This is a genomic window from Pseudomonas sp. W2I6, from assembly GCF_030815935.1.
GTDB lineage: Bacteria > Pseudomonadota > Gammaproteobacteria > Pseudomonadales > Pseudomonadaceae > Aquipseudomonas.
This window is the reverse complement of record NZ_JAUSXJ010000001.1, coordinates 717,154-742,595: the sequence shown is the minus strand read 5'-3', so window position 1 is coordinate 742,595 and position 25,442 is coordinate 717,154. Positions and strand designations below refer to the sequence as shown.

Genomic DNA, 25,442 nt, shown 5'->3' with positions numbered 1-25,442 from the left:
GTGCGAGCCGGGGTAAATAAGAGTCTTTGCTCTACTGCTCCGTTACTGGTGGCTTCTCGACCATTGGATCCAACTTAAGGGAAACCCTGACTACCCTAGCTAGTGGCACTTTGCTATATAGCGCGCCCTCTCCCACCTAACAAGGTCAGAAGACCGATCCGGGAACAGGTTCTAACCGCCAAAGGAGCATTGAGATGTCATTGAGGAATATGGGGATCGGCCTGCGCGCCAGTCTGAGTTTTGGGGTTTTGGCCAGCCTGTTGATCGTGGTCGGCCTGTTTGGTTTAGGCCAGATGGCCAAGCTGCGGGAAAGCGCACTGATCATCGAAGAGTCGTGGATGCCGAGTATTGAAAACATTCACGACAGCGCCGCCTGCGTCGCCAGCATCCGTCTGGAAGCGTTGCGCTTGCTCACCACCGATGAGTCCCGGGTGCGTGACAACAGCAAAAACCTGATCACCCGCCAGCGTGGCGACCTTGAAGAACTGCTGAACCGTCACGAAACCCTGCTGAGCAACGAGCAGGAACGCGACCTGCTCAAACAGTTGAAAGCCAACGTTGCGAGCTATATGACGATCGTCGGCCAGATGATTCAACTGGTCGACCAGGACCAGCAGCAAAACGCCATGGACCTGCTCAACAGCCGCCTCGCCCCCCAAGGCATGGTCCTCAATAAAAGCCTGGAAGACATGATCACCTTCAACCAAAAAGGTGTGGAAGACGCCGCAACATCAGCGGCGCAGATGTACACCAGCGCCCAATGGGTGGTCGGCACCATCATCGTCACCGCCCTGATGGCAACTTTACTGCTGGCCTGGCTGCTGACCCGCAGCATCACCGCGCCCATTGGCCAGGCACTGACAGTGGCCCGCACCATCGCCTCCGGCGATCTGAGCCGGCCGATCGTCGTGGAGGGCAAGGATGAGCCGGCGCAACTGCTCACCGCGCTGGCCACCATGCAGGCCAACCTGCAGGAAACCATCCGTGGCATCAGCGAATCGTCGCAGCAGTTGGCCTCGGCGGCGGAAGAGATGAGTTCGGTAATGGAGCAGAGCACCCGCGGCCTGCAAGCGCAGAACGACGAGATCGAACAGGCTGCCACCGCCGTGACGCAGATGAGCGCGGCAGTCGATGAAGTGGCGGGCAATGCGGTTTCCAGCGCCGAAGCCTCCAAGGCCTCCGACGAAGACAGCAAGCACGGTCACTACCAGATCAGCGAAACCATCAGCTCGATCCAGAACCTGGTGGACGAAGTCCTCGGTGCCTCGACCAAGGCCGAGGGCCTGGCGGCGCAGGCCCAGGACATCAGCAAGGTGCTTGAAGTGATTCGCGGGATTGCCGGGCAGACCAACCTGCTGGCACTCAACGCAGCGATTGAGGCGGCCCGCGCGGGCGAGGCCGGTCGTGGTTTTGCCGTGGTGGCTGACGAAGTGCGCTCCTTGGCACAACGCACCCAGGACTCCACCGAAGAAATCGAGCAGATGATCAACGGTATCCAGCAAGGTACCCAGGACACCGTCGGCGCCCTGAACAGCAGCGCCGAACACGCCGGCCAGACCTTGCAGCGGGCCAACAGCGCCGGCAGTGCACTGGAGAAAATCACGGCGGCAATCTCACAGATCAGCCAGCGCAACCTGGTGATCGCCAGCGCCGCCGAGCAGCAAGCGTTGGTGGCCCGTGAGGTGGACCGCAGCCTGGTGAACATCCGGGACCTGTCGACGCAAACCGCCGCCGGTGCCACCCAGACCTCGGCGGCCAGCCAGGAACTGTCGCGGCTGGCGGTGGACCTCAATGGCTTGGTGACGCGTTTCGTGCTGTAAAACATGTATTAGCGATTGTGTCAGACAGGTCGGTGGGCAACACTTCCGCCCTTATCAAACTGGAGTTCCTCCGTGAGACCTGTCGACACCCTGCACCTGTTGGTGCTGGCCGCTATCTGGGGCGCGAGTTTTTTGTTCATGCGAATTATCGCGCCGGAAATCGGCACCCTTCCTACCGCGTTTTTCCGGGTGTCGATTGCCGCCACCGGCCTGCTGCTGATCCTCGCCATGATGCGGGTGAGTTGGGATTTCCAGGGCAAGTTCAAGACAGTCCTGTTGCTCGGGGTGATCAACTCGGGCATTCCCGCGACCATGTATTCAGTGGCGGCCCAAGTGCTGCCGGCCGGTTACTCGGCGATCTTCAATGCCACGACGCCACTGATGGGCGTGCTGATTGGCGGGTTGTTCTTCAGTGAGCGCCTCACGCCGTCGAAAATCGCCGGGGTATGCCTGGGCCTGTTCGGCGTTGGCATCCTGACCCGCGCCGGGCCGGTGGCCTTCGACATGGAATTGCTGATGGGTGCGCTGGCGTGCCTGTTGGCGACCACCTGCTATGGCTTTGCCGGCTTTTTGGCACGCCGCTGGCTCGATCAACAGGGCGGGCTGGACAGTCGCCTGGCGGCCCTGGGCAGCATGCTCGGGGCCACGCTGTTCCTGCTGCCGCTGTTTGCCTGGAGTGCCATCAGCCATCCACCGGTCAGCTGGGGTGGCTGGCCTGTATGGTTGTCGCTGCTGGGGTTGGGGCTGGTATGCACGGCGTTTGCCTACATCCTGTACTTCCGCTTGCTGACGTCCATCGGCCCGGTGAAGTCGATGACCGTGACCTTCATGATTCCGCCATTCGGGGTGTTGTGGGGCGCGTTGCTGCTGGATGAGCCGTTGTCCATGGCGCATCTGTATGGCGGGTTGTTGATTGCGGGGGCGTTGTGGCTGGTGCTTCGGCCGGGGAAATTGGCCCGCAAGCTGTAGGAGCTTTTTGGCTCCTACAGCGTTGGGTTTATCAGCCCTTACGGAACACAAAAGCCAATCCGACGATGATCAAGCCCATCCCCAGCAAGCTCAACATTGCCAGCTTGTTGCCGAAGATCAGGTAGTCCATCACCGCCGTCACCGCGGGCACCAGGTAGAACAAGCTGGTGACATTCACCAGGTTGCCCCGGGCAATCAGCCGGTACAGCAACAGCGTCGCCAGCAATGACACCACCAGCCCCATCCACAGCACCGGCACGAAAAAGCCGGTGTTGTGTTCAAAGTGGAACGGCTGGAACGGCACAAACACCGAGCACAACAGCAAGCCGGCCAGGTATTGCACAGGCAGCGTGCCCAACGGGTTATCGGTGATGCGCTTCTGCATGATCGAACCAAAGGTCATGCTGGCCAGGGCCAACAGGCCAAAAAGCATGCCTGCCAGGGACATGCCGGACATCCCGATGCCCTGGTACACCACCATGATCAACCCCGCCAATCCCAGCCCGAGGCCGAACATCCGGCTCCAGGAGCGCCGGCGCTCCATCAACACCACGGTCAGGATCGGCTGCACGCCCATGATGGTTGCCATCATGCCGGGCGTGACTTTGAGGTCCAGGGCCAGCAGATAGAAAATCTGGTAGGCCCCCAACAGCACCAGCCCGGTAGCCGCCGCGTAAAGCATCGGCCTGCCGGGACGCGGCAACTTCAGCTTGAGGATCGGTACCAGTATCACCAACCCCGCCAGGGCGATGGCGAAACGGATCAGCAGAAACGCAAAGGGTGAAGCGTGGGCCAGGCCCCATTTGGAGAAAATCGCCCCGCTGCTCCACAGCAAGACAAACAGGCTCGTCGAGGCCGCCGCGGCCACGGATTGTTTCGAAAGAACAGACATGGATACCACCTGTGATCAGGCAAAAAGCCAACTCAGCAACAGCTGAAATTCAGTAGGTTTTTTCAGGCGGGCACAGGGGAACAGCCATCAGCTGATCAGCCCGAAATGCCAACACCCGGCGGTGATACGACTGCGTACACCGGCGTGCTACTGACAGGTGGGGGGTAGTGACTGATCTGCGCAGGCTGCTGGCTCCCGCACGGCACGACCGCAGCGTTGACCGCTGAATCGACTACCGCTATGCGCAGGGAAGCTGGCATGTGCTGATCTTTTATGAAGGGATGAACAAGGTGTCTGGAAACACCTGCGGCCGACTATAACCAGCTGGGGACATGCTTTGCAATAACTTCGCCCGCACAAATCCAGCGCATAAAAAAACCGCTCATCGGAGCGGTTTTTTCGTGCCTGCAAACGCCTTAACCAAACAACCAATACCCCAGCGCCGTCAGCACCACCACCGCCAGCACTGGCCGCAGGATGCGATAAGCCTTCGGATGCTTGCGCTTCCACTGCTTGACCACGCCACTGAAGCTGTCGCTGAAGCGCTTGCTCCAGGCATACGCCTGGTTGATCCCGCCAACGCGTTCGTCATCCAGGTTCTGCGGCGCGGTGGCGCGCCCCAGTTGCGCGCTGACCCAACGGTTGATGCGGGTCATCAGGCGGTTGCTCAGCGGGCGTTCGATGTCGCAGAACAGGATCACCCGGGTGTGCTCGGTTTCGTTCTTTACCCAGTGCACGTAGGTCTCGTCGAACATTACATCTTCACCGTCGCGCCAGGCGTACACCTGGCCGTCGACGAAAATACGGCAGTCGTCGGAGTTCGGCGTGGACAGCCCCAGGTGATAACGCAGGGAACCGGCAAACGGGTCGCGATGCGGGTTGAGGTGGCTGCCACCTGGCAACAGGGCGAACATCGCGCCCTTGACGTTGGGAATGCTGCTGACCAGGGCCACGGTTTTCGGGCACAGCAGTTCAGCCGACGGCAACGGTTTGTCGTACCACTTGAGGTAGAAACGCTTCCAGCCCTTCTTGAAGAACGAGCCGAAACCGGCGTCGTTGTTCTTCTCCGCGGCGCGGATGTAGCCCTCGTCGAACAGGTGCATGGCCTCTTCGCGAATCACTTCCCAGTTGTCCTTGAGCACGTCCAGCTCCGGGAACTTGCTGCGGTCCAGGTACGGCTTGGACGGCACGGCGGAGAAGATGTACATCAAGGCGTTGTACGGGGCGAACAGCGCTGAATGGTTGACGAACTGACGCAACATCGGCAAACGGGCCTTGCCACGCAAATGCACATACAGCGTGCTGCCGATAAAAAGCAGCAACACCGACAGTTTGGCGGCCAAAGAAAAGGTCATGCAGCAACTCCTGGAAATAGGCGTCTGGCCATTAGCCTCCCGTTAAGGGGAAACCAGACGTAGCAGCCGGCCATGATAAACACTCCGGGCCTCGGGAAAAACCCGCGCACTCCAACAATCAGCATCTAGCGGTGCGCGATAACGGGCCAATTATGCATAAGGGCCACGCCATCGCGCTGATTTGAATCAAGCCTGGTTTTCCTGATCGGTGAACAAATCGGCGAACAGCATGCTCGACAGGTAGCGTTCACCGGAGTCCGGCAGCACCACGACGATGGTCTTGCCCTGCATTTCCGGCTTCTGCGCCAGTCGCACCGCCACGGCCATCGCCGCGCCGCAGGAGATACCACACAGAATCCCCTCCTCCTGCATCAGGCGCAACGCCATGGCCTTGGATTCTTCGTCGCTGACCAGTTCGACCCGGTCGACCATCGACAGGTCGAGGTTCTTCGGCACAAAACCGGCGCCGATACCCTGGATCTTGTGGGGGCTGGGCTTGATCTCTTCACCGGCCAGCGCCTGGGTAATCACCGGCGAACTGATCGGCTCCACCGCCACCGACAGGATCGGCTTGCCCTGGATGTTCTTGATATAGCGCGACACCCCGGTGATGGTGCCGCCAGTGCCCACGCCCGCTACCAGCACGTCGACCGCGCCATCAGTGTCATTCCAGATTTCCGGACCGGTGGTTTTCTCGTGGATCGCCGGGTTGGCCGGGTTTTCGAACTGGGCCGGCATAAAGTACCTGGCCGGGTCGCTGGCAAGGATTTCGCCGGCTTTTTCAATCGCGCCCTTCATGCCCTTGGCCGGCTCGGTCAACACCAGTTCGGCGCCGAGGGCCTTGAGCACCTTGCGGCGCTCGATGCTCATGGAGGCGGGCATGGTCAGCAACAGCTTGTAACCACGGGCGGCGGCGACAAATGCCAGGCCGATCCCGGTGTTGCCGGAAGTCGGCTCGACAATGGTCATGCCCGGCTTGAGTTTGCCGCTGCCTTCGGCATCCCAGATCATGTTTGCGCCAATCCGGCACTTCACCGAATACCCCGGGTTACGCCCTTCGATCTTGGCCAGGATAGTCACGCCACGCGGCGCGATACGGTTGATCTGAACCAGGGGCGTGTTACCGATGGAGTGCGCGTTGTCTGCAAAAATGCGGCTCATGACGGGTCCTTAAGGCAATTTCAGGAAGGCCCCAAGGGTATGCCTCGTGCTGCAAGGCGTCCAGTCAAGCGAACGTCCGGCGGCGCCAGCAGTCAATCGCCTACACGGATGGAGAATTTTCCTATGAAACGTCGCTACAGTTGGCCGCTCTGGACCCTCGTCGGGGTCGTGGTACTGCTGGTCGTCCTGGATATCGCCCTGCCCTATCTGGTGCGCAATTACCTGAATGACAAACTCGCCGACATGGGCGATTACCGCGGCCAGGTCACCGATGTCGACCTCGCACTGTGGCGCGGCGCCTATCGGATCAACGGCCTGCAGATCGTCAAGGTCGACGGCAAGGTGCCGGTACCGTTCGTCAAGGCGCCGGTGATCGACCTGTCAGTGAGCTGGCATTCGCTGTGGTACGACCACGCAGTGGTGGCCGAGGCACAGTTCATCAAGCCGGAGCTGAACTTCGTCGACGGCGGCACCAACAAACAGGCGTCCCAGACCGGTCAGGGCACCGACTGGCGGGCACAACTGAGCAAACTGTTGCCGATCACCCTCAACGAGGTACGCATCGACGACGGAAAGATCGCGTTCCATAACTTCAGTTCGAAACCGCCGGTCAATATGTACGCGACCCAGGTCAACGCCAGCTTCTACAACCTGACCAACGTGGTGGATGTCAAAGGCCAGCGCGACGCGCGCTTCGACGGCAAGGCGCTGTTCCTGGGCCAGGCACCGCTGGAAGCCACCGCCACGTTCGACCCCTTGAGCAATTTCGAAAACTTCGAATTCCGCTTCCGGGCCCGGGATATCGAACTCAAGCGCATGAATGACTTCGCCTCGGCCTACGGCAAGTTCGACTTCAATGCCGGCAACGGCGACCTGGTGGTTGAAGCCCAGGCCGAAAAAGGCCAGTTGACCGGCTACATCAAGCCTTTGCTGCGCAATGTCGAAGTGTTCAACTGGCAGCAGGATGTCGAGAACAAGGACAAGGGCATCTTTCGGTCGATCTGGGAGGCGGTGGTTGGCGTCAGCGAAACCGTGCTGAAGAACCAGCAGAAAAACCAGTTCGCCACCCGCGTGGAGCTCAGCGGCAACGTGCACCAGCAAGATATCAGCGCGTTCCAGGCGTTTTTGCAGATTTTGCGCAATGGTTTTGTCCAGGCCTTCAACGCCCGCTATGAACAACCCAAGCCCTCGACAGATTGATCTTCAACGTGACTGCCCATTCAGAGACTGAATAGCCCGTCTGCGTTCACAGTCGCCGGGGCTGCGCGGTATAGTCGGGCCAAGCTGATTACTCGCCCGCTTCGGTCCTGCACCGTTCGGCGTCACGTTCGAGGATTGATAGATGAAGTTCGAAGGCACCCAGGCCTACGTTGCCACCGATGACCTGAAACTGGCCGTCAACGCCGCCATCACATTGGAGCGGCCACTGCTGGTCAAGGGCGAACCGGGCACCGGCAAGACCATGCTCGCCGAGCAACTGGCCGAATCCTTTGGCGCCAAGCTGATCACCTGGCACATCAAGTCCACCACCAAGGCGCACCAGGGCCTGTACGAGTACGACGCGGTGAGCCGCCTGCGGGACTCGCAGCTGGGCGTGGACAAGGTGCACGACGTACGCAACTACCTGAAAAAGGGCAAGCTCTGGGAAGCCTTCGAGTCCGAGGAGCGGGTCATCCTGCTGATCGACGAAATCGACAAGGCCGACATCGAGTTCCCCAACGACCTGCTGCAAGAACTCGACAAGATGGAGTTCTACGTCTACGAAATCGACGAGACCATCAAGGCCAAGAAGCGCCCGATCATCATCATTACCTCCAACAACGAAAAAGAGCTGCCGGACGCGTTCCTGCGCCGCTGCTTCTTCCACTACATCGCCTTCCCGGACCGCACCACCCTGCAAAAGATCGTCGACGTGCACTACCCGGACATCAAGAAAGACCTGGTCAGCGAAGCCCTCGACGTATTCTTTGACGTGCGCAAAGTACCGGGCCTGAAGAAAAAACCGTCCACCTCCGAACTGGTGGACTGGCTGAAACTGCTGATGGCCGACAACATCGGCGAAGCGGTACTGCGCGAGCGCGACCCCACCAAGGCCATCCCGCCCCTGGCCGGTGCCCTGGTGAAGAACGAGCAGGACGTGCAGTTGCTGGAACGCCTGGCGTTCATGAGCCGTCGCGGTAACCGATAAGGGCGATTGCTATGCTGCTCAACCTGTTCAATGAAATGCGTGCAGCCAAGGTGCCGGTGTCGGTGCGTGAGCTGCTGGACCTGATCAACGCGCTGAAACAGCGCGTGACCTTCGCCGACATGGACGAGTTCTACTACCTGGCCCGGGCGATCCTGGTGAAGGACGAACGGCATTTCGACAAGTTCGACCGGGCCTTCGGCGCCTACTTCAATGGCCTGGAAAAACTCGATGATCACCTGCAGGCGCTGATCCCCGAAGACTGGCTGCGCAAGGAATTCGAACGCTCGCTGACCGACGAAGAGCGCGCACAGATCCAGTCCCTCGGCGGGCTGGACAAGCTGATCGAAGAATTCAAGAAACGTCTCGAAGAACAGAAGGAACGCCACGCCGGCGGCAACAAGTGGATCGGCACCGGCGGTACCAGCCCCTTCGGCTCCGGTGGCTTCAACCCCGAAGGCATACGCGTGGGGGATGCCGGCAAGCGCCAGGGCAAGGCCGTCAAGGTCTGGGACCAGCGCGAGTACAAGAACCTCGATGATTCCGTGGAACTGGGCACCCGCAACATCAAGATCGCCCTGCGCCGCCTGCGCAAGTTCGCACGCCAGGGTGCGGCGGAAGAGCTCGACATTGACGGCACCATCGACCATACGGCCCGCGATGCCGGGTTGCTGAATATCCAGATGCGCCCGGAGCGGCGTAACACCATCAAGCTGTTGCTGCTGTTCGACATCGGCGGCTCGATGGATGCCCATGTGAAGACTTGCGAAGAGTTGTTCTCGGCGTGCAAGACCGAGTTCAAGCACCTGGAGTATTTCTACTTCCACAATTTCATTTATGAATCGGTGTGGAAGAACAACATGCGCCGGGGTTCGGAACGCACCTCGACCCAGGATCTGCTGCACAAGTACGGCGCCGACTACAAGGTGATCTTTATCGGCGATGCGGCCATGGCGCCGTATGAAATCACCCAGGCCGGCGGCAGCGTCGAGCACTGGAATGAAGAGCCCGGGTATGTGTGGATGCAGCGGTTCATGGAGAAGTACAAGAAGCTGATCTGGATTAATCCCTACCCGAAAGATACCTGGGGCTATACGGCGTCCACCGGGATTGTCCGGGATTTGATCGAAGACCAGATGTTTCCGTTGACGTTGCGTGGGCTTGAGGAAGGGATGCGCTTTTTGTCGAAGTAATCTGTTTCCCAGACAACCACCATCAAATGTGGGAGCGGGCTTGCTCGCGAAGGCGGTGTATCAGCCAATATATTCGGTGACTGACACTGCGCTTTCGCGAGCAAGCCCGCTCCCACATTTTGTCCTGCGGCGATCTTTAGTTTCTGGCAAGGTACTGCAAATACTCCACTTGCTGGCGATGCGCCGTTTCCTGCACCACCGGCGCCAACCTCACCTTCTCCCCCGGCAAGCACTGCGCCAGCCGCGCCAACGCCAATGGCGTCAACGCGCCCAATCGTGGGTAGCCGCCAATGGTCTGCCGGTCATTGAGCAACACAATCGGCTGCCCGTCCGGCGGCACCTGGATCGCCCCCAGCGGGATGCCTTCCGAGATCAGCGACGGCCCCTGATACTCCAGCGGCGTGCCAAGCAAGCGCATGCCCATGCGGTCGGCACGGCTGTCGAGGGTCCACTCGCTGTTGAACACATCAAACAGACTCTGCCCGCCAAACTGACCGATCTGCGCCCCGAGGATCACCTCCAGTGGCGCCTTGGAATCCAGCTTCGGCAATTGCCCGGCGGACAACACCTGCATCGCACCGCCCACGCCCGAATAGGTCAATTGCGCACCTTCGGCCAGTGACCGGCCAAAGCCATCCAGCCCGCCCAGTTCTTCACGTCCCACCGTGGCGCAGCTGCCCAGCACCTGCGGCGCATCAAACCCGCCCGGCGCTGCCAGGTAAGCCCGCGCACCGCTGAAAGGCTGGGTAAAACGCAAGCGCTGGCCCTTTTGCAGAATAAAGCTGCGCCCCGGGCTGATCGCGCGCTCGTCGACATACGCGCCCAAGTCCGCCCCGGCCAGCGCCAGCAGGCAATAGGCCTCGGCCTGCACGGTGAAGCCACCCAAGGTGATTTCCACCACCGGCGCATCCAGGGCATTGCCCAGCAACCAATTGGCCCACGACATCGACACCCAATCCAGCGCGCCGCCCTGGGTCACGCCCAAATGCCTGACGCCAAAACGTCCGGCGTCCTGCAACAGGCACAGCGGTGTGCTGGCCTCGATCAGCAAGCGGCTCATGCCTGCGCCTCCAACGGCGTGTCATCGCCGCCCAGGTTGATGAATTCGCGATGGCTGACCGCTTTGTAGCGCACGGTATCCCCAGGCTGCATCAGGCTGTAGCCCTCGCGTTCACGGTCAAACAGCTTGGCCGGCGTGCGGCCAATCAGGTTCCAGCCGCCTGGCGAGACCACCGGATAAGCCGCCGTCTGCCGCTCGGCGATGCCCACGCTGCCCGCCGCCACCCGCTTGCGCGGGGTGTTGAGCCGCGGTGTCGCGAGCTGTTCATCCACCAGCCCCATAAAGGCAAACCCCGGGGCGAAGCCCAAGGCGAATACCTGGTACTCATGCTGGCTGTGACGGCGAATCACCTCCTCCACTGCCAGGCCACTGCGCTGCGCCAGCAACGCCAACTCCGGGCCGACACTCAGGTCATACCAGACCGGCAACACATGACATTGCCCGCTGCCCTTGGGTTCGGGCTGCAATTCCTTGAGCGCCTGGTCGATCAACGCCCGTGCCTGGCCAGGGTCCAGCGCCAGCAGGTCGTAGTGCACCATCAGGGTCGTGTAGGACGGCACCAGGTCCACCAGCGCCGGGCCAAAACCTTCGCGCAAACGGCGGGTGGCGGCGAGCATCCAGGGCATGTTGTCTTCGGCGATCACCTCAAACAGGCGCACCATCAGGCAGTCGATGGCCACCACTTCAATCCGTGGCTTCATGCTGGGGTCAACGCCTCGCGGATGCGCTGCACGGCAGCCACTGAGCTGGTGTTATCGCCATGCACGCACAAGGTATTGGCTTGCAGGTGCAACGGACTGCCATCACTGGCGACCAACTGTTCTCCCCGGGCGATGATCAAGGCCTGCTGGATGATCTTTTCCGGGTCATGATGCACCGCGCCCGGCAACTGGCGGGAGACCAGATGGCCGGCGCTGTCGTAGGCACGGTCGGCAAAGGCTTCGAACCACAGGGTCACGCCATATTCGTCACCCAGGGCCTGGGCGGCGCTGTTGTCACGGGTGGCCATCAGCATCAATGGCAGGCTGGCGTCGTAGGCCGCCACGGCCTGGATCACCGCTCGCAATTGCGCAGGCTTGGCCATCATGTCGTTGTACATCGCGCCATGGGGTTTGACGTAGCTGACCCGCCCGCCCTGGGCCCGGCAAATACCGTCGAGGGCGCCGACCTGGTAGTGCAACAGGTCCTGGATTTCCTGCGGGGTGTAGGCCATGGAGCGGCGGCCGAAACCCTGCAGGTCCTGGTACGCCGGGTGCGCGCCCACCTGCACGCCATGCTCGAAGGCCAGGCTGACGGTCTTGCGCATGATGCTCGGGTCGCCGGCGTGGAAACCGCAGGCTACGTTGGCGCAATCAATGAACGGCATGACTTCGGCGTCCAGACCCAAGGTCCAGTTGCCAAAGCTTTCGCCGATGTCGCAGTTCAATAGCAGGCGGCTCACGGTAGGGCTCCTGTAGGCTTTATTTTTTTGTAGTGTGGGATCTTTTACCAAGATCTCGCAACGATGTTGTCCCGAGCCCCAACGACGCTTATCGTGAGACAGCTCGATTTTTGGCGGTTGCGGCACGCTGCGTCCAACTAATAAAAAACAATCCATGCATAAGAAAAGTTGATCCCATGAATTTGAAGTTCCTCGAAACCTTCGTCTGGGTGGCCAAGCTCAAGAGCTTTCGCCTCACGGCAGAGAAGCTGTTCACCACCCAGGCCTCGATCTCCAGCCGCATCGCCGTGCTGGAAAGCGAGTTGGGGGTGAAGCTGTTCCTGCGCGATTCCCGAGGTGTGAGCCTGACGCCGGAAGGCTTGAAGGTGCTCGATTATGCCGAGCAGATGATGGCGACCATGCAAGGGCTCAAGCAGTCCCTGGAAACCACCAGCAGCAAGGTCGGGCGTATCCGCATCGGAGTGATGGACACGGTGATCCACACCTGGCTGAGCGCGCTGGTGGCAGAACTGACGGACAACTTTCCGCGGGTAGAAATCGAGTTGGTCGCCGATACCGCGCTGAACCTCAGCGATCAGTTGCAAAAAGGCTTTCTCGACCTGATCCTGCAAACCGACCTGCTGCGCCAGGAAACCTTGCGCAGCCTGGAACTGGCCAGCCACCCCATGGGCTGGATCGTCGCCAGCCACTCGATCTACAACCGCGACTACGCGTCCCTCGCCGAACTGGCCCAGGAGCGCATCATCACCTACTCGAAAAACTCCTGTCCGCACCAGGACGTGCTCAGCCTGATGCAGGCTAACGGCGTATCCGCCCCACGGATGAACTGTGTGAACTCGGTGTCAGCGATCACCCGCCTGCTGCGGGACGGGTTCGGGATTGGTGCGTTCCCGCCCGTATTGGTCAGTGAAGAGCTGGCACGAGGTGAATTGACCATGCTGCCCATGGAACAACGGCCGCCGAACCTGCAGGTGGTGGTGTCGTGGCGAGTGGGCGTGGAGTTGGTGGAGGAGATTGTGGCGCTGTGCCAGAGCGTGGTGCAGCAGTATGCGCAGAAGGTGGGCGAGGACTTGATGGTGTTGAGCAAACCCATGCCACTGAAGGAACCGATTTAAAACTGTGGGAGCGGGCTTGCTCGCTCCCACAATTTGACCGCGTCAGCCTTTAAAGCCCCTTGAGGTCCCGCTCTTCAATCGGTCGGCTCTGGCGCAGGCGCTTGCCGCCCAACACCACCCAGTCGATCAGGCGGAACAGGCACTCGATGCCGAACGACAACAACATCGCCCCGCCCAGGCCCCAGCCCATGGCTTCCGGGGTCAGCAACAGCATGTAGCTGTAGCCGTTCCAGGTTTCCTGGCGAATCGCCGGGTCGGCGGCCACCGCCACTTGCAGCGCGCGGATGTACCACGGGCCCTGCATCGCCTGGAACTGCTTATCCAGCGCTGCCTGGCGGTCGAGCAAGGTGCCCAGGCTGTTGGCATCGCTGCGAAACACCGGGTCGTCACTGGCACGGTAATGGGCCACCAGCGCCTGCAAGTCACCGTTGAAGAACTGTTGCGCCGTGGCATCGAAGCCGCGCAAGCCGGTCTGGGCTTCGATCAAGTGGGCTTCGACGCGCTTGGCGTAGTCGCTGATAAACCCCGGCACCTGCACACCGACCAACAGACCCACGGCAAACAACACCAGTCGCAAATAGCTGAGCAACATATTCGACGTCCTTATTCCGTTTTACCTTGGCTGACACATTCGCCGCGTCGCCACAGGCTCCACTGGCCCGGTTCGTAGCGGGTCCAGGTCTCGTTTTCGGTCAGGGGTTCGGTGGCAATTACCGTCACCACGTCATTGGGAGTGGTTTCGGCCTGAAAATCGACGATCACGTCGACATCTTTCAACCGTGCAGGGCCAAATGGCGCACGCCGGGTGATCTGTGCCAGTTTGGTCGAGCAATAGCAGAACAGCCAGTCACCGTCGCTGAGCAGGCAGTTGAACACGCCCTTGCTGCGGTATTCGCTGCAGGCGGCGATCAGGTCCGGCAGCACCTGTTCGATGTCCACCGGTTCCGGGAACGCTTCACGGACTCGGTTGAGCAAATCGCAGAACGCCGCTTCGCTATCGGTATCGCCCACCGGGCGGTAGAACGTGGCGCGGGGGTTGAAGTCCGCCAGTTGACCGTTATGGGCAAAGCACCAGTTACGGCCCCACAGTTCACGGACGAACGGATGGGTATTGGACAGGCACACCTTGCCCACATTGGCCTGGCGGATATGGCCAATCACCACTTCACTCTTGATGGGATAACGCTGCACCAGCAGCGCGACTTCCGATTCGCTGCTGGCCGCCGGGTCCTGGAACAACCGCAGGCCACGGCCCTCGTAGAAGGCGATGCCCCAACCGTCGCGGTGGGGCCCGGTACGTCCGCCGCGCTGCATCAGCCCGGTGAAGCTGAAGACGATATCGGTCGGTACGTTGGCACTCATGCCCAATAATTCACACATGCCAGGCTTCTCGATACAGGGCGTACAACGTTAAAGGCGCGGTTCGACCCGCATACCGCTGACAGGTGCCGGGCGACCGTAACGCTCATCGGCGAAGGGTTCGTCGTCATCCTCCGGCTCGGCGGCAGCGGCTGCCGCAGCGGCGGCCTTCTGCTCACGACGAACCCTGGCGGCACGCTCGATGGGCCAGCGGATCAGCACGAACACCAGGTACACGCCGAACGCGATCATGCAATACATGAACAGATCGGAAATCGCCCGCCAGGCGTTGTTGCCGACCTTGAGCACGAGGTCCAGGGCGGTGATGGCCACGGCCGGGGCGAACTGGGTCTTCACCGGGTCGACGATGGTCGGGCTGAACAGCAGCACCGCCACCAGCAACCGCAGCGGCTCGCGCAGCCAGCGCCACATCCAGCGGGTCATGGCAAACCACACCAACAGGCAACCCAGGGCTGCGAAGGCGTAGAGGCCCCAAGCGATCAGATAGTCGTTCTCGGTCATGGTGTCCATGGCAAGGTAGGCAAACAGGCCGCTATGATAACGGCTTTTCAGTGCCGAGGCTGCAATGCCGTCGGCCAACCGCCAGACAGAGAGTGATCCATGCCCCCATCGACCCACATCACTGCCGCCCCGATCGCCCGCAAGGCCCCAGGCACCGACCCGTATGCCTGGCTGCAAGCGCGTGACAGCGCCGAGGTGCTCGATTACCTCAAGGCGGAAAATGCCTGGCAAGAAGCACAATTGTCCGACCAGCAGGCGCTGCGCGAGACCCTGTTCGAGGAGATCAAGGGCCGCATTCTCGAAACCGACCTGTCCCTGCCCTCGCCCTGGGGCCCGTACCTGTATTACACCCGCACCACCGCCGGCGACGAATACGCCCGCCACTACCGCTGCCCGCGCCCGGCGGACGACAGCCAACAGGTCGACGAAAGCGCGGAAGAGCTGCTGCTGGATCCGAACGTACTGGCCAATGGCGGCTTTTTCTCCCTCGGCGCCTTCAGCATCAGCCCGGACCACCAGCGCCTGGCCTACAGCCTGGATACCAGCGGCGAAGAGATCTACACCCTCTACGTGAAGGAATTGGCCACCGGCAAGGTCAGCGAACTGGAGTTTGAAGACTGCGATGGCAGCATGACCTGGGCCAACGACAGCCTGACCCTGTTCTTCACCGAACTGGACGACACCCATCGCCCGCACAAGCTGTATCGCTATCGCCTGGACGGCACTGCCGCCGAAGAAGTGTTCCACGAGCCTGACGGACGTTTCTTCCTGCACTGCTACCGCTCCAGCTCCGAGCGTCAGTTGCTGCTGGCCCTGGGCAGCAAGACCACCAGCGAGATCTGGGCCCTGGACGCCGAAAAGCCGCAGCAGGCGTTTACCTGCATGGCGCCACGGGTCGAAGGCCATGAATATGACGTCGACCACGGCAAGCTGGACGACCAGTGGACCTGGTTTATCCGCAGCAACCGTGACGGCATCAACTTTGCGCTGTTCCAGGCGGCCGACACCGGCAGTGTGCCGACCCAGGACGACTGGCTGAACCTGATCCCCCACGACGACGCGGTAATGCTCGATGGCGTAAGCCTCAATGCCCGGGCCATGACCCTGAGCCTGCGGATCGGCGGCCTGCCGATCATCGAGGTGCACCCACAGGGGCAAGCCGCTTATCGCGTGGAGTTACCGGACGCGGCCTACAGCCTCTATGTGCAAAACAGCCTGGAATTTGCCAGCGACAAGATCCGCCTGCGCTATGAGGCGCTGAACCGCCCGGCCCAGGTTCGTCAGCTGGAACTGGCCGGCGGCGCACAACAAGTGCTCAAGGAAACCCCGGTGCTGGGCGTGTTCAACGCCGACGACTACGTCAGCCAACGCCTGTGGGCAACGTCGGCCGATGGCACTCAGGTGCCGATCAGTCTTGTCGTCCGACGCGACCAGTTGGGTAAGCCGACACCCCTGTATCTGTACGGCTACGGCGCCTACGGCCACAGCCTCGACCCGTGGTTCTCCCACGCCCGCCTGAGCCTGCTGGACCGTGGCGTGGCCTTCGCCATTGCCCATGTACGCGGCGGCGGCGAACTGGGTGAGGCCTGGTATCGCGGCGGCAAGCAGGAGCACAAGCAAAACACCTTCAGCGACTTTATCGCCTGCGCCGAACACTTGATCGCCCAGGGCCTGACCACCTCCAAGCAACTGGCCATCAGCGGCGGCAGCGCCGGCGGCCTGTTGATCGGCGCGGTGCTCAATCAACGCCCGGAGCTGTTCCAGGCGGCGATTGCCGAAGTGCCGTTCGTCGATGTGCTCAACACCATGCTCGACCCCGAGTTGCCGCTGACCATTACCGAGTACGACGAATGGGGCAACCCGCAGGAGCCCGAGGTGTATGAGCGGATCAAGGCCTACGCGCCGTACGAAAACGTCAGCGCCCAGGCCTATCCGGCCACGCTGGTGATCGCCGGCTACAACGACAGCCGCGTGCAGTATTGGGAAGCGGCGAAGTGGGTGGCCAAGCTGCGCGACACCAGGACCGACGACAACCTGTTGCTGCTCAAGACCGAGCTGGGCGCCGGCCACGGCGGCATGAGTGGTCGTTACCAGGGATTACGTGACGTAGCACTCGAATATGCATTTGTTTTCAAGGCGCTGGGGCTGATTTAAGGAACTCCGCCTGGCGGGCCGGTCTGAACACTTGACCGCCGGGCGCGCCCTGCACGATTTATGGACAAAGACTGTAAGCCTCATGCCAGAACCGACCTTACTCAATAACGAAATCCGCGACATGCTGATGGATTGCGGCCTGTTCGACCCGTTGCTGCCGGAAGACTTCCACGTAGCGGCGGGCTATTTCAACATCAGCAGCATCGCCCGCGATGAGGTGATTTTCCTCGAGGGCGACGCGGGCACCTTCATGTGCATCATTCACTCAGGCCAGGTGGCGGTGCAGAAGACCAACCATGCAGGCCAGCGCCTGACTATCGCCACCTTGCGCAGCGGGCGGACCTTTGGCGAGATGGCTGTGCTGGACGGCGAGCGCCGCTCCGCCAGCTGTGTGGCGGCCAGCGATTGCGTGCTGTTGAACCTGGGCAAGGATTCCCTGGAAAAGATGCTCAACGATGCACCGAAAATCGCGGCCAAGATCATTCGTGCGATTGCTATCGCCCTGTCCAGGCGCCTGCGCATGGCGGACGGGCAATTGCTGTCCCAGCAGTTTTAGCCGCCTGGGGTCTTGGGCTTGATGTCGTTTTGCTGCAAGCCGGGGATCGTCTGGTCCTTCGGCGGCGCGGGCAGCACGATCGGCGCCAACAATGGCTCACCGCTGCCGGCCGCCTTTGGCGTTGCCGGTGGCGTGACTTGCGGGTAAGGCGTGGGCGTTGCAGTACCCGGTGAACCCGCCGTGGGCGCGGGGGTAATCGGCACGGTTTGCGACTCCTGAGCCTGGGCCACACCGCCAAGGGCGAGCGCGCTCCACACAATGACCGTTAGAATGCTGCACTTCATCGATGGCTCCATGGCCTGACCGTAAAGTCGTAAGGCTACTCCCAACCGCGCAAGAATGCCCTTCCCAATGAGATTTCCATGAAACGTTTCGTTCTGCTGGACACCACCCCGATCCCCGACAACGGCGGTGCCTTGTGCCTGTTCGAGTACGGTGAGGATTTTGTCATCAAGATTCAGGGCGGTGACGGTGGCCAGTTGATGAACACGCGCATGCACGGTTCCGAGGATGCGCTGGCGGAGATTCCGTGCCGCAAAGTCGCCGGCCGGCCCGGCTCCAGGGTGTTGATTGGCGGCCTGGGCATGGGTTTTACCCTGGCGGCAGCGCTCAAGCATTTGGGCAAGACTGCCGAAGTAGTGGTTGCCGAGCTGGTGCCCGGCGTGGTCGAGTGGAATCGCGGGCCACTGGGGGAAAAGTCCGGCCGCCCGCTGCTGGACCCGCGCACCGTGATCCGTATGGAAGACGTGGCCAAGGTGCTGCAGGCCGAGCCCCAGGGGTTTGACGCGATCATGCTGGACGTCGACAACGGCCCCGAAGGCCTGACGCAAAAAGCCAACAGCTGGCTGTATTCCGCCGGTGGCCTAAGCGCCTGCGCCAAGGCGCTACGGCCCAAGGGCGTGCTGGCGGTATGGTCGGCCAGCGCCGACAAGCAGTTCAGCGACAAACTGCGCAAGGCCGGCTTCAAGGCCGAGGAAGTGCAAGTGTTTGCCCATGGCAACAAGGGCACGCGGCATACCATCTGGATTGCCGAGAAACTCAAGGGCTGAAACAGCCGCCTGAATTCACTGCGCGGGTCGTAGGTCAGATCGACCGGCGCAGTCGATTCAAATGCCTCAAGCCTTCCAGCACCAACACCACCACCGCCAGCCAGATCGGCAGGTAGGTCATCCATTGGCCCGGTTTGAGAGCGTCTCCCAGCATCAGCGACACGGCCACCAGCAGCACCGGCTCTGCGTAACTGAGCAAACCGAACAGGCTGAACGGCAACAGCCGGCTGGCCAGGATGTAGGAATAACCCGCCGCCGCGCTGACCAACCCCATGAGTGGCACCAGCCAATAGAGCGCCGGGCGCTGCGCCAGGGTCTCGTTGATGGGCTCACTACCGAGGACGAACCACAGCGCGACCGGAATCATCAGCATCATGTCCAGCCACAGCCCGCCGAGGTTGTCGGTGCCACAACGCCTGCGCAGCACGAAATACAGCGGATAACCGACGCACACCACCAGGGTGGTCCAGGAGAACCCGCCCGTGCGATACAGCTCGTTGGCCACGCCCACCGCCGCCAGCGCTGCGGCAATTTTTTGCAGATGGGAAAGGCGTTCGCCGTAAACGATGCGCCCGGTGATGACCATGGTCAGCGGTAACAGGAAATAGCCCAGCGACACATCCAGGCCGTGGCCATTGAGGGGCGCCCACATGAATATCCACAACTGCACACCCACCAGGGCACTGGTGAGCACGACACAAGGCAGCAATGCGGGTTTCTCCCGCAGACGCTTGTAGATCAACGGCACCCACTTCCAATCCCCGGACAGGCACAACAGCAACGTCATGAAGGGCAACGAGATGAGCATTCGCCAGCCAAATATCTGCTGGCCATTCAAGGGTTCAAGAAGGGAGGTAAAGAAATACAGCACACCAAACAGGAAGGAAGCGGAAACCGCCAGAACAACGCCTTTAGACACAACAGCCTCTACAAAAAATTGCATGTATTCAATTGAAGCAGGCCGTTGCATTCACGCAGTGTGAATGTCAGTGAGATGAACATCAAAAGCTTATTAACGGGCACCATAAATTTACAACTTGCACAGGACACTTATCCCGAATCTTCAAGTTATAACAACAGGGTAACGCGTCGATTTTTTATTATTTGCACGACGATCATCAGACACTTCAACCACCCGACTTCGGTTATTGGAAGCAGTACGCTCTGGATGAGCGCTTCTGATTTGAAACGCCACAACGCCAACCACGGGGGTTGATATCGTGAAAGGAAAGCCCGGCTTGCGGGAAACTGACAGTCGCCAGGAAAGACCTGACGTATTGACTACCTGACGCCACCACAGAACACACTAACGGCAGTAGGCCAAGAGGCGCCACATTAAACAAACTGGCAAAGTTAGTCCAACACTTTATCACCCTGAAGCCAATTAAATGCCCCACGGCATTTAAATCAATATTTGCCGGATCTTTACTGTATATTAAGCCGTTATACGCCCGACAGAAACAGCACAGGGCCGCCCCTGCCAGTTCGTCACTTAGTTACTTCTACTGTCGATAACGTAGGGCACTTTCTTCTTGAACGTATCGTTCAGTTCTTTGCGGTCAAGTGACGTGAAGCCGCCCAACTGCCGGGCGCTGAAGCCGCTGTCCCCTACCGGTGCCTCGGGCGCCAGGCTGACCATGCGCTTGGCTACCGCCTCGATTGCCTTTTCATACCCGCCTTGCTTGTTCAGGTTGAACGTGCCGAGGTCAATCTGCGTGCGCAACCACCCTCCCCAGTAAAACTCCAGGAATTCCGGCACCACCTCACCAGAGGTCGGCTTGCCGTAGGACGCCTTGCGGGAGAAGTAAACCAGGCTGCGGAACATATCGTCGCCGAGGTCCTTGAAGCCCAGGTGTGCCGGAATTTGCTCAGGCGTGATGGTCTTGCCCTGGCCGTCCTTGAGCCAGACCTTGCGGCCCTGCTCCATGCGTTTCCAGAAAGTCGCCAGGTCGGGACTGTCGCTGAAGTTATCGGTGACCCGCACCCACATCTTCAGTTTGGCGCCGGCACCTGGCTGCTCCCACAAGGTACTGAACGAGTGGTGGCCGTCAGTGAGGTACAACTGGCCAGCGGGGCCGACCACCACGGTTTTCATGTCCGCCGGGTGGGCGCCTACCGGGTCTTTGCAGGTGAAGCTGCCCGGCTTATGCAGATCGGCATCTTCAGGCACCTTGTCGACACCGCCCTGGCCGTTGGTTTCACAGTATTCGTCGAACACTTTTTTGGGCGACTCGGCAAATACCCCCAGCTTGTAATGAATCTGATCAAAACCGATGACGGCCTGGGTCGGGTGGAGCTGCTCCAGCGCCACATCGATCACCTCGCCTGGCTGGGGCGTGGAAAACGCCTGGACCTGAACACTGACGGCGCACAACAGCAGCGCCCACAACCATGAATGCATCCGCATGAGTACCGCTCCTTATGAATTCAGTTCGTCGATACTACAAACAATCCCCCTCACCGGCATGACCGCGCCTGAAAAAGCCGGAGGTTTATTAGCCCGCAAGCAGCTAGAATCAACGCTATCCGTGATCCACTAAAAGACAGGAGCCATGATGAGCTCGACCAACCCGCCCTCCCACACCGCCAAGCTGGACCGCATCCTCGCCGATGCCCAGCGCGACCGGGAAATGGGCTACCGCGACAAAGCCCTGAAGATGTACCCCCACGTATGTGGCCGCTGCGCCCGTGAATTCGCCGGCAAGCGCCTGAGCGAACTGACCGTGCACCACCGCAACCACAACCATGACGACAACCCCCAGGACGGCTCCAACTGGGAGTTGCTGTGCCTGTATTGCCACGACAACGAACACTCGCGTTATACCGACCAGCAGTATTTCGGCGAAGGCTCCACCAGCAGCCCGACGATCGCCAAGGCGACGCACAACCCGTTTGCGGCGTTGGCCGGGTTGATGAAGAAAGACGACTGAGTATCTTCGCTGAATGTGACGGCCTCATCGCGGGCAAGCCCGGCTCCCACAAGGGATTGCATTCCAAATGTGGGAGCCGGGCTTGCCCGCGATAGCGATCGCCCAAGCAATGCATTAGCCCGAGGCCGTATAATCGCGGTTTTTCTCGAAGGCACCCTCTCCCGTGGGCAATAAACGCTACAGCTGCATCGGTCTGTACAACCCCAAATCCCCCGAAAACGTCGGCTCGGTGATGCGCGCCGCCGGCTGCTACGGCGTGGCCTCGGTGTTCTACACCGGCAAGCGCTATGAGCGGGCCCGGGACTTTATTACCGACACCAAGAAGGTCCACCACGACATTCCGCTGATCGGTATCGACGACCTGAAAAAGATCCTGCCCCTGGGCTGCATCCCCGTCGCCGTCGAGCTGGTGGAAGGCGCCCGCCCTCTCCCCGAATACACCCATCCGGACCGTGCGCTGTATATCTTCGGTCCGGAAGACGGCTCCCTCGACAAAGAGATTCGCGACTGGTGTGAAGACGTGATCTACATCCCGACCACCGGTTGCATGAACCTCGCCGCCACCGTCAACGTGGTGCTTTACGACCGTCTGGCCAAGGGCAACAACACCCGTTCGGGCCCCAAATACTGATTTTTTGGGAACATCCGCGGCCTGTGTGCAGTCAGCTGCATATCAATCAGCCCTTGTTGGAGACAGATCATGAGCGACAGCAAAACCCTGCGACCCGTTATCCGGTCCACCCCGTTCGAGCCCCAACCCACGCAAAACGTCCAGGGTTGGGAACGCATCGGCTCCCTGGCTGGCGGTGTGGTGATGATGGGCAAAGGCCTGCGCCGTGGCGGCTTTTTCGGTTTGATTCAGGTAGCGATTGGCGGCGTAGCGCTGGCACGCGGGATCAGCGGGCATAGCTCGGCGAAAGAGTTGCTGGAGCGCAGCCGCCAGGAAATGAACAGCGTGCGAACCAAGATCGAACGCGCCGGTGAGGAACTGAAAAACCTCAAGACCAAGGCTGAAGTGGCGGCTGAAAACGCCAGCAAAACTGTGGGTTAACCCCGATCAAATGTGGGAGCGGGCTTGCTCGCGAAAGCGGAGTGTCAGTCACTGACTGTGTTTCTGATACACCGCTTTCGCGAGCAAGCCCGCTCCCACCTTGGTTTCAGTGCAGCAGTTTGGTATCGAGTACTACCGACGACTCGCCAATAATGCTCTCCCCCAGCTGCACGAATTCCTTTGTGCTGATGCTGTTCAAGCGCATCACCGCCTGGGTCAAATCATCCAGCGAACGCTTGTTGTGGGTTTTCACACGAATCTCGCGGTCCAGCTCCTGCAACAACACCACCGCCCGTGAGACGGTCGCGCTACTGGCGTGCTCGACCCGCAGGGTGGTCACGTCCTTGCCTTCGTTGGCCAGCCGGGCCTGCAGGGCGGCATAACGATCGTCGCTGATCCCCCCTGCGCGGCGCATCAGTTCAATGGCGTAGTACTGCGCCAAGCCCTCGCTGATCCAGTCGCTGCCCTGGTGGTCGTTGAAGCGGCCGATAGCCTGCACCACTTCACGGATCAACGGGCTGCTGCCGTTCTCGCTGACCAACGGCGTACGGCTGTTGAGGTAGATCGAGTCCCGCGCCGAATACGCACCGCGCCGCATCGGGTCACTGGCGCCCACCACCAGCAATTTCGCCGGGTGCCGTGGGAATGCCGCTTGCACTTGCGGCCAGACAAACGTCAGCAAGGTCAGCACATCCATGCGATGCATGCCTTGCCCTTTGGGCGACGCCACGGTGATTTCGGTTTCCCCCAGGCGCATCCTGCGACTGCCCAGCGTACCCGCGAGCATCCAGCCGGTGGGCCGGTCAAACAGGCGGGAAACGTTATCGATGCGGAATTTGTTCTTGCCGATGCGCGGCCAGGACGTCTCGACGCTTTTCCAGCCGGCAGGCAGTTCAAACACCAGGCGCGACACCAGTTCAATGCCGTCCTGTTGATCCAGACGTGCAGTGGGCACCAGGTCCTCGCCGCGAAACAGCGCCCAACTCGGGGTCATCCGCGCTTCATAGACGCCTTTCTTGCGCGCGTGGGTGAGGCGTACACGGTAGGTCAGGCTGGCCTTGTCGGCACTCGGTTGCCACAGGCCGCGGCTGTCACCCGGGGTATTGCCCGGCAACACTTGCCACTGGCCATCGGCCTTGAAGTCGCTGTAGTCGCCGTCGCGGCCCAGGTCGAAGTTGAGGCTGCGCACCGCCGAGCCCTGGGACAGGCTCAGGCGCACTTCTGCCTGATCACTTTGGGGCAACAGCTTGACGTGATAGTCCAGGTCAACTTTCTTCGCCGCCCACGCCGGCGCACTCAATACCAACAACAGCAGGCTCGCCGCCAGCCTGGCTCCAACCGTCATACACACTCCTTCTCAGCCTGCACGAAAAATCAGGTAATCCTCCCAGTCATCCTCGGGCACGCTGCCTTCGCTGAGCATGCGCCCGGACTGGGAAATGCGTTCCTGGTGCACAGCGTCGCGATCGCCGCAGACCAGGTGGTGCCACAGCGGCAAGTCCTTGCGCTCGCTGACCAGCCGGTAACCGCAGGTGGGCGGCAGCCATTTGAACTGGTCGGCCTGGCCCGGAGTGAGCTGGATGCAATCGGGCACCGAGGCGCGACGGTTGGGGTAATCGGTGCACTGGCAGGTTTTCAGGTCCAGCAGTTTGCAGGCGATGCGCGTGTAGTAGACGCTGTTGTCGTCTTCATCCTCGAGCTTTTGCAGGCAGCACAGGCCGCAGCCGTCGCACAACGACTCCCACTCATCCTGGTCGAGTTGTTCGAGGGTTTTGCGGATCCAGAAAGGTTCGACTTTGGCGGCCATGGCTCTACATCAATATCGGTATGTTAAAAGGCCGCCAGTCTAGTGCCCATGGCCCCCGGGGCCAAGCGCTTACGACTGTCGGTAGAACAAGACTTGTCAGCCACCCGGCGGCGAAGTAGTTTTGAACCCCGGTTTTTCATCAGGATCAGCCCAATGAGCAGCAACCCACGCGTCGCCGACTATCCGATCCACCCACAATTCACCGACCGCTGGTCGCCGCGCGCCTTCACCGGCGAAAGCATCCCGGTGGACACCCTGTTGAGCTTCTTCGAAGCCGCGCGCTGGTCACCTTCGGCCTACAACTCGCAGCCATGGCGTTTTCTCTATGCGCGCCGCGACACGCCGAACTGGGAACGTTTCCTGGGCCTGCTGAACGAATTCAACCGTGGCTGGGCACAGCATGCCTCGGCCCTGGTGATCGTCGCATCGAAGACGACTTTTGCCGTGCCTGGTGCCACCGAAGAAACCCCGGCCCTGTGGCACACCTTTGACACCGGCTCGGCCTGGGGCCACCTGGCGCTGCAAGCCAGCCTCAGCGGCTGGCACACCCACGGCATGGCCGGTTTCGACCAGGAACTGACCCGCAAGGAACTGAAGATTCCTGAAGGTTACGCCCTGCACGCTGCGGTGGCGATTGGCAAGCTCGGCGACAAATCGACCCTGGCCGACTACCTGCAAGCCCGGGAAACCCCGAGCCCGCGTCGTCCATTGAACGAGCTGGTGTCCGAAGGCGACTTCAACCACCAGGACTGAACACGCTCTGGCAGTCGTTGACGGTCACGTCAAAACCCTGCTGCTGCGATCACAGCAGGGTACACCCGCC

At 60.8% G+C, this 25,442-nt stretch carries 27 protein-coding genes; 13 read left to right on the top strand and 14 right to left on the bottom strand.

The genetic code is table 11. The annotated features are described in order from the left end of the window. The first annotated feature begins 194 nt into the window (after window positions 1-194). Both QF039_RS03585 and QF039_RS03580 read left to right on the top strand, forming a co-directional pair. On the top strand, window positions 195-1,820 hold the full coding sequence (locus tag QF039_RS03585; protein WP_177019669.1) for a methyl-accepting chemotaxis protein: 1,626 nt from the start codon (window positions 195-197) through the stop codon (window positions 1,818-1,820). Window positions 1,821-1,892: 72 nt separating this feature from the next. Continuing rightward, entirely contained in the window at window positions 1,893-2,789 is an 897-nt protein-coding gene (locus tag QF039_RS03580; RefSeq protein WP_087692563.1) for a DMT family transporter, read from the top strand. 31 nt (window positions 2,790-2,820) lie between these two features. On the opposite strand, the gene QF039_RS03575 is transcribed toward QF039_RS03580, so the two are convergent. The 3 genes from QF039_RS03575 to cysK form a co-directional block, all read right to left on the bottom strand. Further along, window positions 2,821-3,681, bottom strand: coding sequence for a DMT family transporter (locus QF039_RS03575; RefSeq protein WP_307516982.1), 861 nt, complete (start codon window positions 3,679-3,681; stop codon window positions 2,821-2,823). 416 nt (window positions 3,682-4,097) lie between these two features. Next, entirely contained in the window at window positions 4,098-5,036 is a 939-nt protein-coding gene (locus tag QF039_RS03570; protein WP_003210693.1) for an aspartyl/asparaginyl beta-hydroxylase domain-containing protein, read from the bottom strand. 186 nt (window positions 5,037-5,222) lie between these two features. Then, window positions 5,223-6,197, bottom strand: a complete 975-nt coding sequence (cysK, locus tag QF039_RS03565; protein WP_008437962.1) for a cysteine synthase A — start codon at window positions 6,195-6,197, stop codon at window positions 5,223-5,225. A gap of 123 nt (window positions 6,198-6,320) precedes the next feature. Between cysK and QF039_RS03560 the strand changes: the two genes are divergently transcribed. From QF039_RS03560 to QF039_RS03550, 3 genes are all read left to right on the top strand, one after another. Continuing rightward, window positions 6,321-7,397, top strand: a complete 1,077-nt coding sequence (locus tag QF039_RS03560) for a DUF748 domain-containing protein (protein WP_102368329.1) — start codon at window positions 6,321-6,323, stop codon at window positions 7,395-7,397. Between the two features lie 142 nt (window positions 7,398-7,539). Beyond that, complete coding sequence (locus tag QF039_RS03555) at window positions 7,540-8,385, top strand: MoxR family ATPase (protein WP_003210690.1); 846 nt, start codon at window positions 7,540-7,542, stop codon at window positions 8,383-8,385. Window positions 8,386-8,396: 11 nt separating this feature from the next. After that, a complete protein-coding gene (locus QF039_RS03550; protein WP_003210689.1) occupies window positions 8,397-9,575 on the top strand; it encodes a VWA domain-containing protein in 1,179 nt (392 codons plus the stop codon). 136 nt (window positions 9,576-9,711) lie between these two features. Here the strand turns inward: QF039_RS03550 and QF039_RS03545 are convergent, their stop codons facing one another. The 3 genes from QF039_RS03545 to QF039_RS03535 are packed head-to-tail and all read right to left on the bottom strand — an operon-like array spanning window position 9,712 to window position 12,076. Further along, complete coding sequence (locus tag QF039_RS03545; RefSeq protein WP_003210688.1) at window positions 9,712-10,635, bottom strand: biotin-dependent carboxyltransferase family protein; 924 nt, start codon at window positions 10,633-10,635, stop codon at window positions 9,712-9,714. Then, window positions 10,632-11,336, bottom strand: a complete 705-nt coding sequence (gene pxpB / locus QF039_RS03540; RefSeq protein ID WP_307516977.1) for a 5-oxoprolinase subunit PxpB — start codon at window positions 11,334-11,336, stop codon at window positions 10,632-10,634. Before pxpB ends, QF039_RS03545 begins: the two co-directional genes overlap by 4 nt. After that, window positions 11,333-12,076, bottom strand: coding sequence for a 5-oxoprolinase subunit PxpA (locus tag QF039_RS03535; protein ID WP_102368327.1), 744 nt, complete (start codon window positions 12,074-12,076; stop codon window positions 11,333-11,335). Before QF039_RS03535 ends, pxpB begins: the two co-directional genes overlap by 4 nt. Before the next feature lie 176 nt (window positions 12,077-12,252). Here QF039_RS03535 and QF039_RS03530 point away from each other — a divergent pair, with 176 nt between their 5' ends. After that, window positions 12,253-13,191, top strand: a complete 939-nt coding sequence (locus tag QF039_RS03530) for a LysR family transcriptional regulator (protein ID WP_008437943.1) — start codon at window positions 12,253-12,255, stop codon at window positions 13,189-13,191. A gap of 49 nt (window positions 13,192-13,240) precedes the next feature. Here the strand turns inward: QF039_RS03530 and QF039_RS03525 are convergent, their stop codons facing one another. From QF039_RS03525 to QF039_RS03515, 3 genes are read right to left on the bottom strand one after another with little or no spacing between them, the layout of a single operon-like run. Beyond that, a complete protein-coding gene (locus QF039_RS03525; RefSeq protein WP_177040339.1) occupies window positions 13,241-13,783 on the bottom strand; it encodes a DUF2937 family protein in 543 nt (180 codons plus the stop codon). An 11-nt stretch (window positions 13,784-13,794) separates the two neighbouring features. Then, window positions 13,795-14,571, bottom strand: coding sequence for a class II glutamine amidotransferase (locus tag QF039_RS03520; RefSeq protein ID WP_003210683.1), 777 nt, complete (start codon window positions 14,569-14,571; stop codon window positions 13,795-13,797). A gap of 30 nt (window positions 14,572-14,601) precedes the next feature. Then, complete coding sequence (locus QF039_RS03515) at window positions 14,602-15,150, bottom strand: hypothetical protein (RefSeq protein ID WP_003210682.1); 549 nt, start codon at window positions 15,148-15,150, stop codon at window positions 14,602-14,604. 21 nt (window positions 15,151-15,171) lie between these two features. On the opposite strand from QF039_RS03515, the gene QF039_RS03510 reads away from it, so the two are divergent. Both QF039_RS03510 and QF039_RS03505 read left to right on the top strand, forming a co-directional pair. After that, entirely contained in the window at window positions 15,172-17,226 is a 2,055-nt protein-coding gene (locus QF039_RS03510; RefSeq protein ID WP_008437939.1) for a S9 family peptidase, read from the top strand. An 82-nt stretch (window positions 17,227-17,308) separates the two neighbouring features. Next, on the top strand, window positions 17,309-17,782 hold the full coding sequence (locus QF039_RS03505) for a cyclic nucleotide-binding domain-containing protein (protein WP_003210680.1): 474 nt from the start codon (window positions 17,309-17,311) through the stop codon (window positions 17,780-17,782). Here the strand turns inward: QF039_RS03505 and QF039_RS03500 are convergent. Next, complete coding sequence (locus QF039_RS03500; RefSeq protein ID WP_003210679.1) at window positions 17,779-18,066, bottom strand: hypothetical protein; 288 nt, start codon at window positions 18,064-18,066, stop codon at window positions 17,779-17,781. The genes QF039_RS03505 and QF039_RS03500 overlap by 4 nt on opposite strands. Before the next feature lie 78 nt (window positions 18,067-18,144). Here QF039_RS03500 and QF039_RS03495 point away from each other — a divergent pair, with 78 nt between their 5' ends. Beyond that, window positions 18,145-18,831 (top strand): spermidine synthase, encoded by a 687-nt coding sequence (locus tag QF039_RS03495; protein ID WP_063032534.1) that lies wholly within the window; start codon window positions 18,145-18,147, stop codon window positions 18,829-18,831. Between the two features lie 34 nt (window positions 18,832-18,865). On the opposite strand, the gene rarD is transcribed toward QF039_RS03495, so the two are convergent. Both rarD and QF039_RS03485 read right to left on the bottom strand, forming a co-directional pair. Next, the gene (gene rarD, locus QF039_RS03490; protein ID WP_023659097.1) at window positions 18,866-19,750 is read right to left on the bottom strand and encodes an EamA family transporter RarD; all 885 of its coding nucleotides are present in this window, start codon (window positions 19,748-19,750) and stop codon (window positions 18,866-18,868) included. 573 nt (window positions 19,751-20,323) lie between these two features. Further along, a complete protein-coding gene (locus QF039_RS03485) occupies window positions 20,324-21,238 on the bottom strand; it encodes a ParB/Srx family N-terminal domain-containing protein (RefSeq protein WP_307516966.1) in 915 nt (304 codons plus the stop codon). A 148-nt stretch (window positions 21,239-21,386) separates the two neighbouring features. Here QF039_RS03485 and QF039_RS03480 point away from each other — a divergent pair, with 148 nt between their 5' ends. From QF039_RS03480 to QF039_RS03470, 3 genes are all read left to right on the top strand, one after another. Beyond that, window positions 21,387-21,761 (top strand): YajD family HNH nuclease, encoded by a 375-nt coding sequence (locus QF039_RS03480; protein ID WP_003210675.1) that lies wholly within the window; start codon window positions 21,387-21,389, stop codon window positions 21,759-21,761. A gap of 163 nt (window positions 21,762-21,924) precedes the next feature. After that, the gene (locus QF039_RS03475; RefSeq protein WP_003210674.1) at window positions 21,925-22,392 is read left to right on the top strand and encodes an RNA methyltransferase; all 468 of its coding nucleotides are present in this window, start codon (window positions 21,925-21,927) and stop codon (window positions 22,390-22,392) included. Window positions 22,393-22,461: 69 nt separating this feature from the next. Next, window positions 22,462-22,812, top strand: a complete 351-nt coding sequence (locus QF039_RS03470; RefSeq protein ID WP_003210673.1) for a DUF2892 domain-containing protein — start codon at window positions 22,462-22,464, stop codon at window positions 22,810-22,812. Between the two features lie 106 nt (window positions 22,813-22,918). Here QF039_RS03470 and QF039_RS03465 read toward each other — a convergent pair whose 3' ends face one another. Beyond that, a complete protein-coding gene (locus QF039_RS03465; protein ID WP_177080161.1) occupies window positions 22,919-24,157 on the bottom strand; it encodes a hypothetical protein in 1,239 nt (412 codons plus the stop codon). 12 nt (window positions 24,158-24,169) lie between these two features. After that, window positions 24,170-24,619, bottom strand: a complete 450-nt coding sequence (locus QF039_RS03460; protein WP_003210671.1) for a YcgN family cysteine cluster protein — start codon at window positions 24,617-24,619, stop codon at window positions 24,170-24,172. Between the two features lie 153 nt (window positions 24,620-24,772). On the opposite strand from QF039_RS03460, the gene QF039_RS03455 reads away from it, so the two are divergent. Next, complete coding sequence (locus QF039_RS03455; protein ID WP_008437924.1) at window positions 24,773-25,372, top strand: nitroreductase family protein; 600 nt, start codon at window positions 24,773-24,775, stop codon at window positions 25,370-25,372. Window positions 25,373-25,442 lie beyond the last annotated feature (70 nt).

Bases quoted from the DNA above. Each gene is read 5' to 3' on its own strand.
- QF039_RS03575 (WP_307516982.1), bottom strand. From the start codon at position 3,681: ATGTCTGTTCTTTCGAAACAATCCGTGGCCGCGGCGGCCTCGACGAGC.
- QF039_RS03505 (WP_003210680.1), top strand. From the start codon at position 17,309: ATGCCAGAACCGACCTTACTCAATAACGAAATCCGCGACATGCTGATG.
- QF039_RS03585 (WP_177019669.1), top strand. From the start codon at position 195: ATGTCATTGAGGAATATGGGGATCGGCCTGCGCGCCAGTCTGAGTTTT.
- QF039_RS03525 (WP_177040339.1), bottom strand. From the start codon at position 13,783: ATGTTGCTCAGCTATTTGCGACTGGTGTTGTTTGCCGTGGGTCTGTTG.
- QF039_RS03520 (WP_003210683.1), bottom strand. From the start codon at position 14,571: ATGTGTGAATTATTGGGCATGAGTGCCAACGTACCGACCGATATCGTC.
- QF039_RS03560 (WP_102368329.1), top strand. From the start codon at position 6,321: ATGAAACGTCGCTACAGTTGGCCGCTCTGGACCCTCGTCGGGGTCGTG.
- QF039_RS03480 (WP_003210675.1), top strand. From the start codon at position 21,387: ATGAGCTCGACCAACCCGCCCTCCCACACCGCCAAGCTGGACCGCATC.
- cysK (WP_008437962.1), bottom strand. From the start codon at position 6,197: ATGAGCCGCATTTTTGCAGACAACGCGCACTCCATCGGTAACACGCCC.
- QF039_RS03550 (WP_003210689.1), top strand. From the start codon at position 8,397: ATGCTGCTCAACCTGTTCAATGAAATGCGTGCAGCCAAGGTGCCGGTG.
- pxpB (WP_307516977.1), bottom strand. From the start codon at position 11,336: ATGAAGCCACGGATTGAAGTGGTGGCCATCGACTGCCTGATGGTGCGC.
- QF039_RS03465 (WP_177080161.1), bottom strand. From the start codon at position 24,157: ATGACGGTTGGAGCCAGGCTGGCGGCGAGCCTGCTGTTGTTGGTATTG.
- QF039_RS03470 (WP_003210673.1), top strand. From the start codon at position 22,462: ATGAGCGACAGCAAAACCCTGCGACCCGTTATCCGGTCCACCCCGTTC.
- QF039_RS03530 (WP_008437943.1), top strand. From the start codon at position 12,253: ATGAATTTGAAGTTCCTCGAAACCTTCGTCTGGGTGGCCAAGCTCAAG.
- QF039_RS03555 (WP_003210690.1), top strand. From the start codon at position 7,540: ATGAAGTTCGAAGGCACCCAGGCCTACGTTGCCACCGATGACCTGAAA.
- QF039_RS03455 (WP_008437924.1), top strand. From the start codon at position 24,773: ATGAGCAGCAACCCACGCGTCGCCGACTATCCGATCCACCCACAATTC.
- QF039_RS03500 (WP_003210679.1), bottom strand. From the start codon at position 18,066: ATGAAGTGCAGCATTCTAACGGTCATTGTGTGGAGCGCGCTCGCCCTT.
- QF039_RS03570 (WP_003210693.1), bottom strand. From the start codon at position 5,036: ATGACCTTTTCTTTGGCCGCCAAACTGTCGGTGTTGCTGCTTTTTATC.
- QF039_RS03545 (WP_003210688.1), bottom strand. From the start codon at position 10,635: ATGAGCCGCTTGCTGATCGAGGCCAGCACACCGCTGTGCCTGTTGCAG.
- QF039_RS03460 (WP_003210671.1), bottom strand. From the start codon at position 24,619: ATGGCCGCCAAAGTCGAACCTTTCTGGATCCGCAAAACCCTCGAACAA.
- QF039_RS03485 (WP_307516966.1), bottom strand. From the start codon at position 21,238: ATGCGGATGCATTCATGGTTGTGGGCGCTGCTGTTGTGCGCCGTCAGT.
- QF039_RS03510 (WP_008437939.1), top strand. From the start codon at position 15,172: ATGCCCCCATCGACCCACATCACTGCCGCCCCGATCGCCCGCAAGGCC.
- QF039_RS03495 (WP_063032534.1), top strand. From the start codon at position 18,145: ATGAAACGTTTCGTTCTGCTGGACACCACCCCGATCCCCGACAACGGC.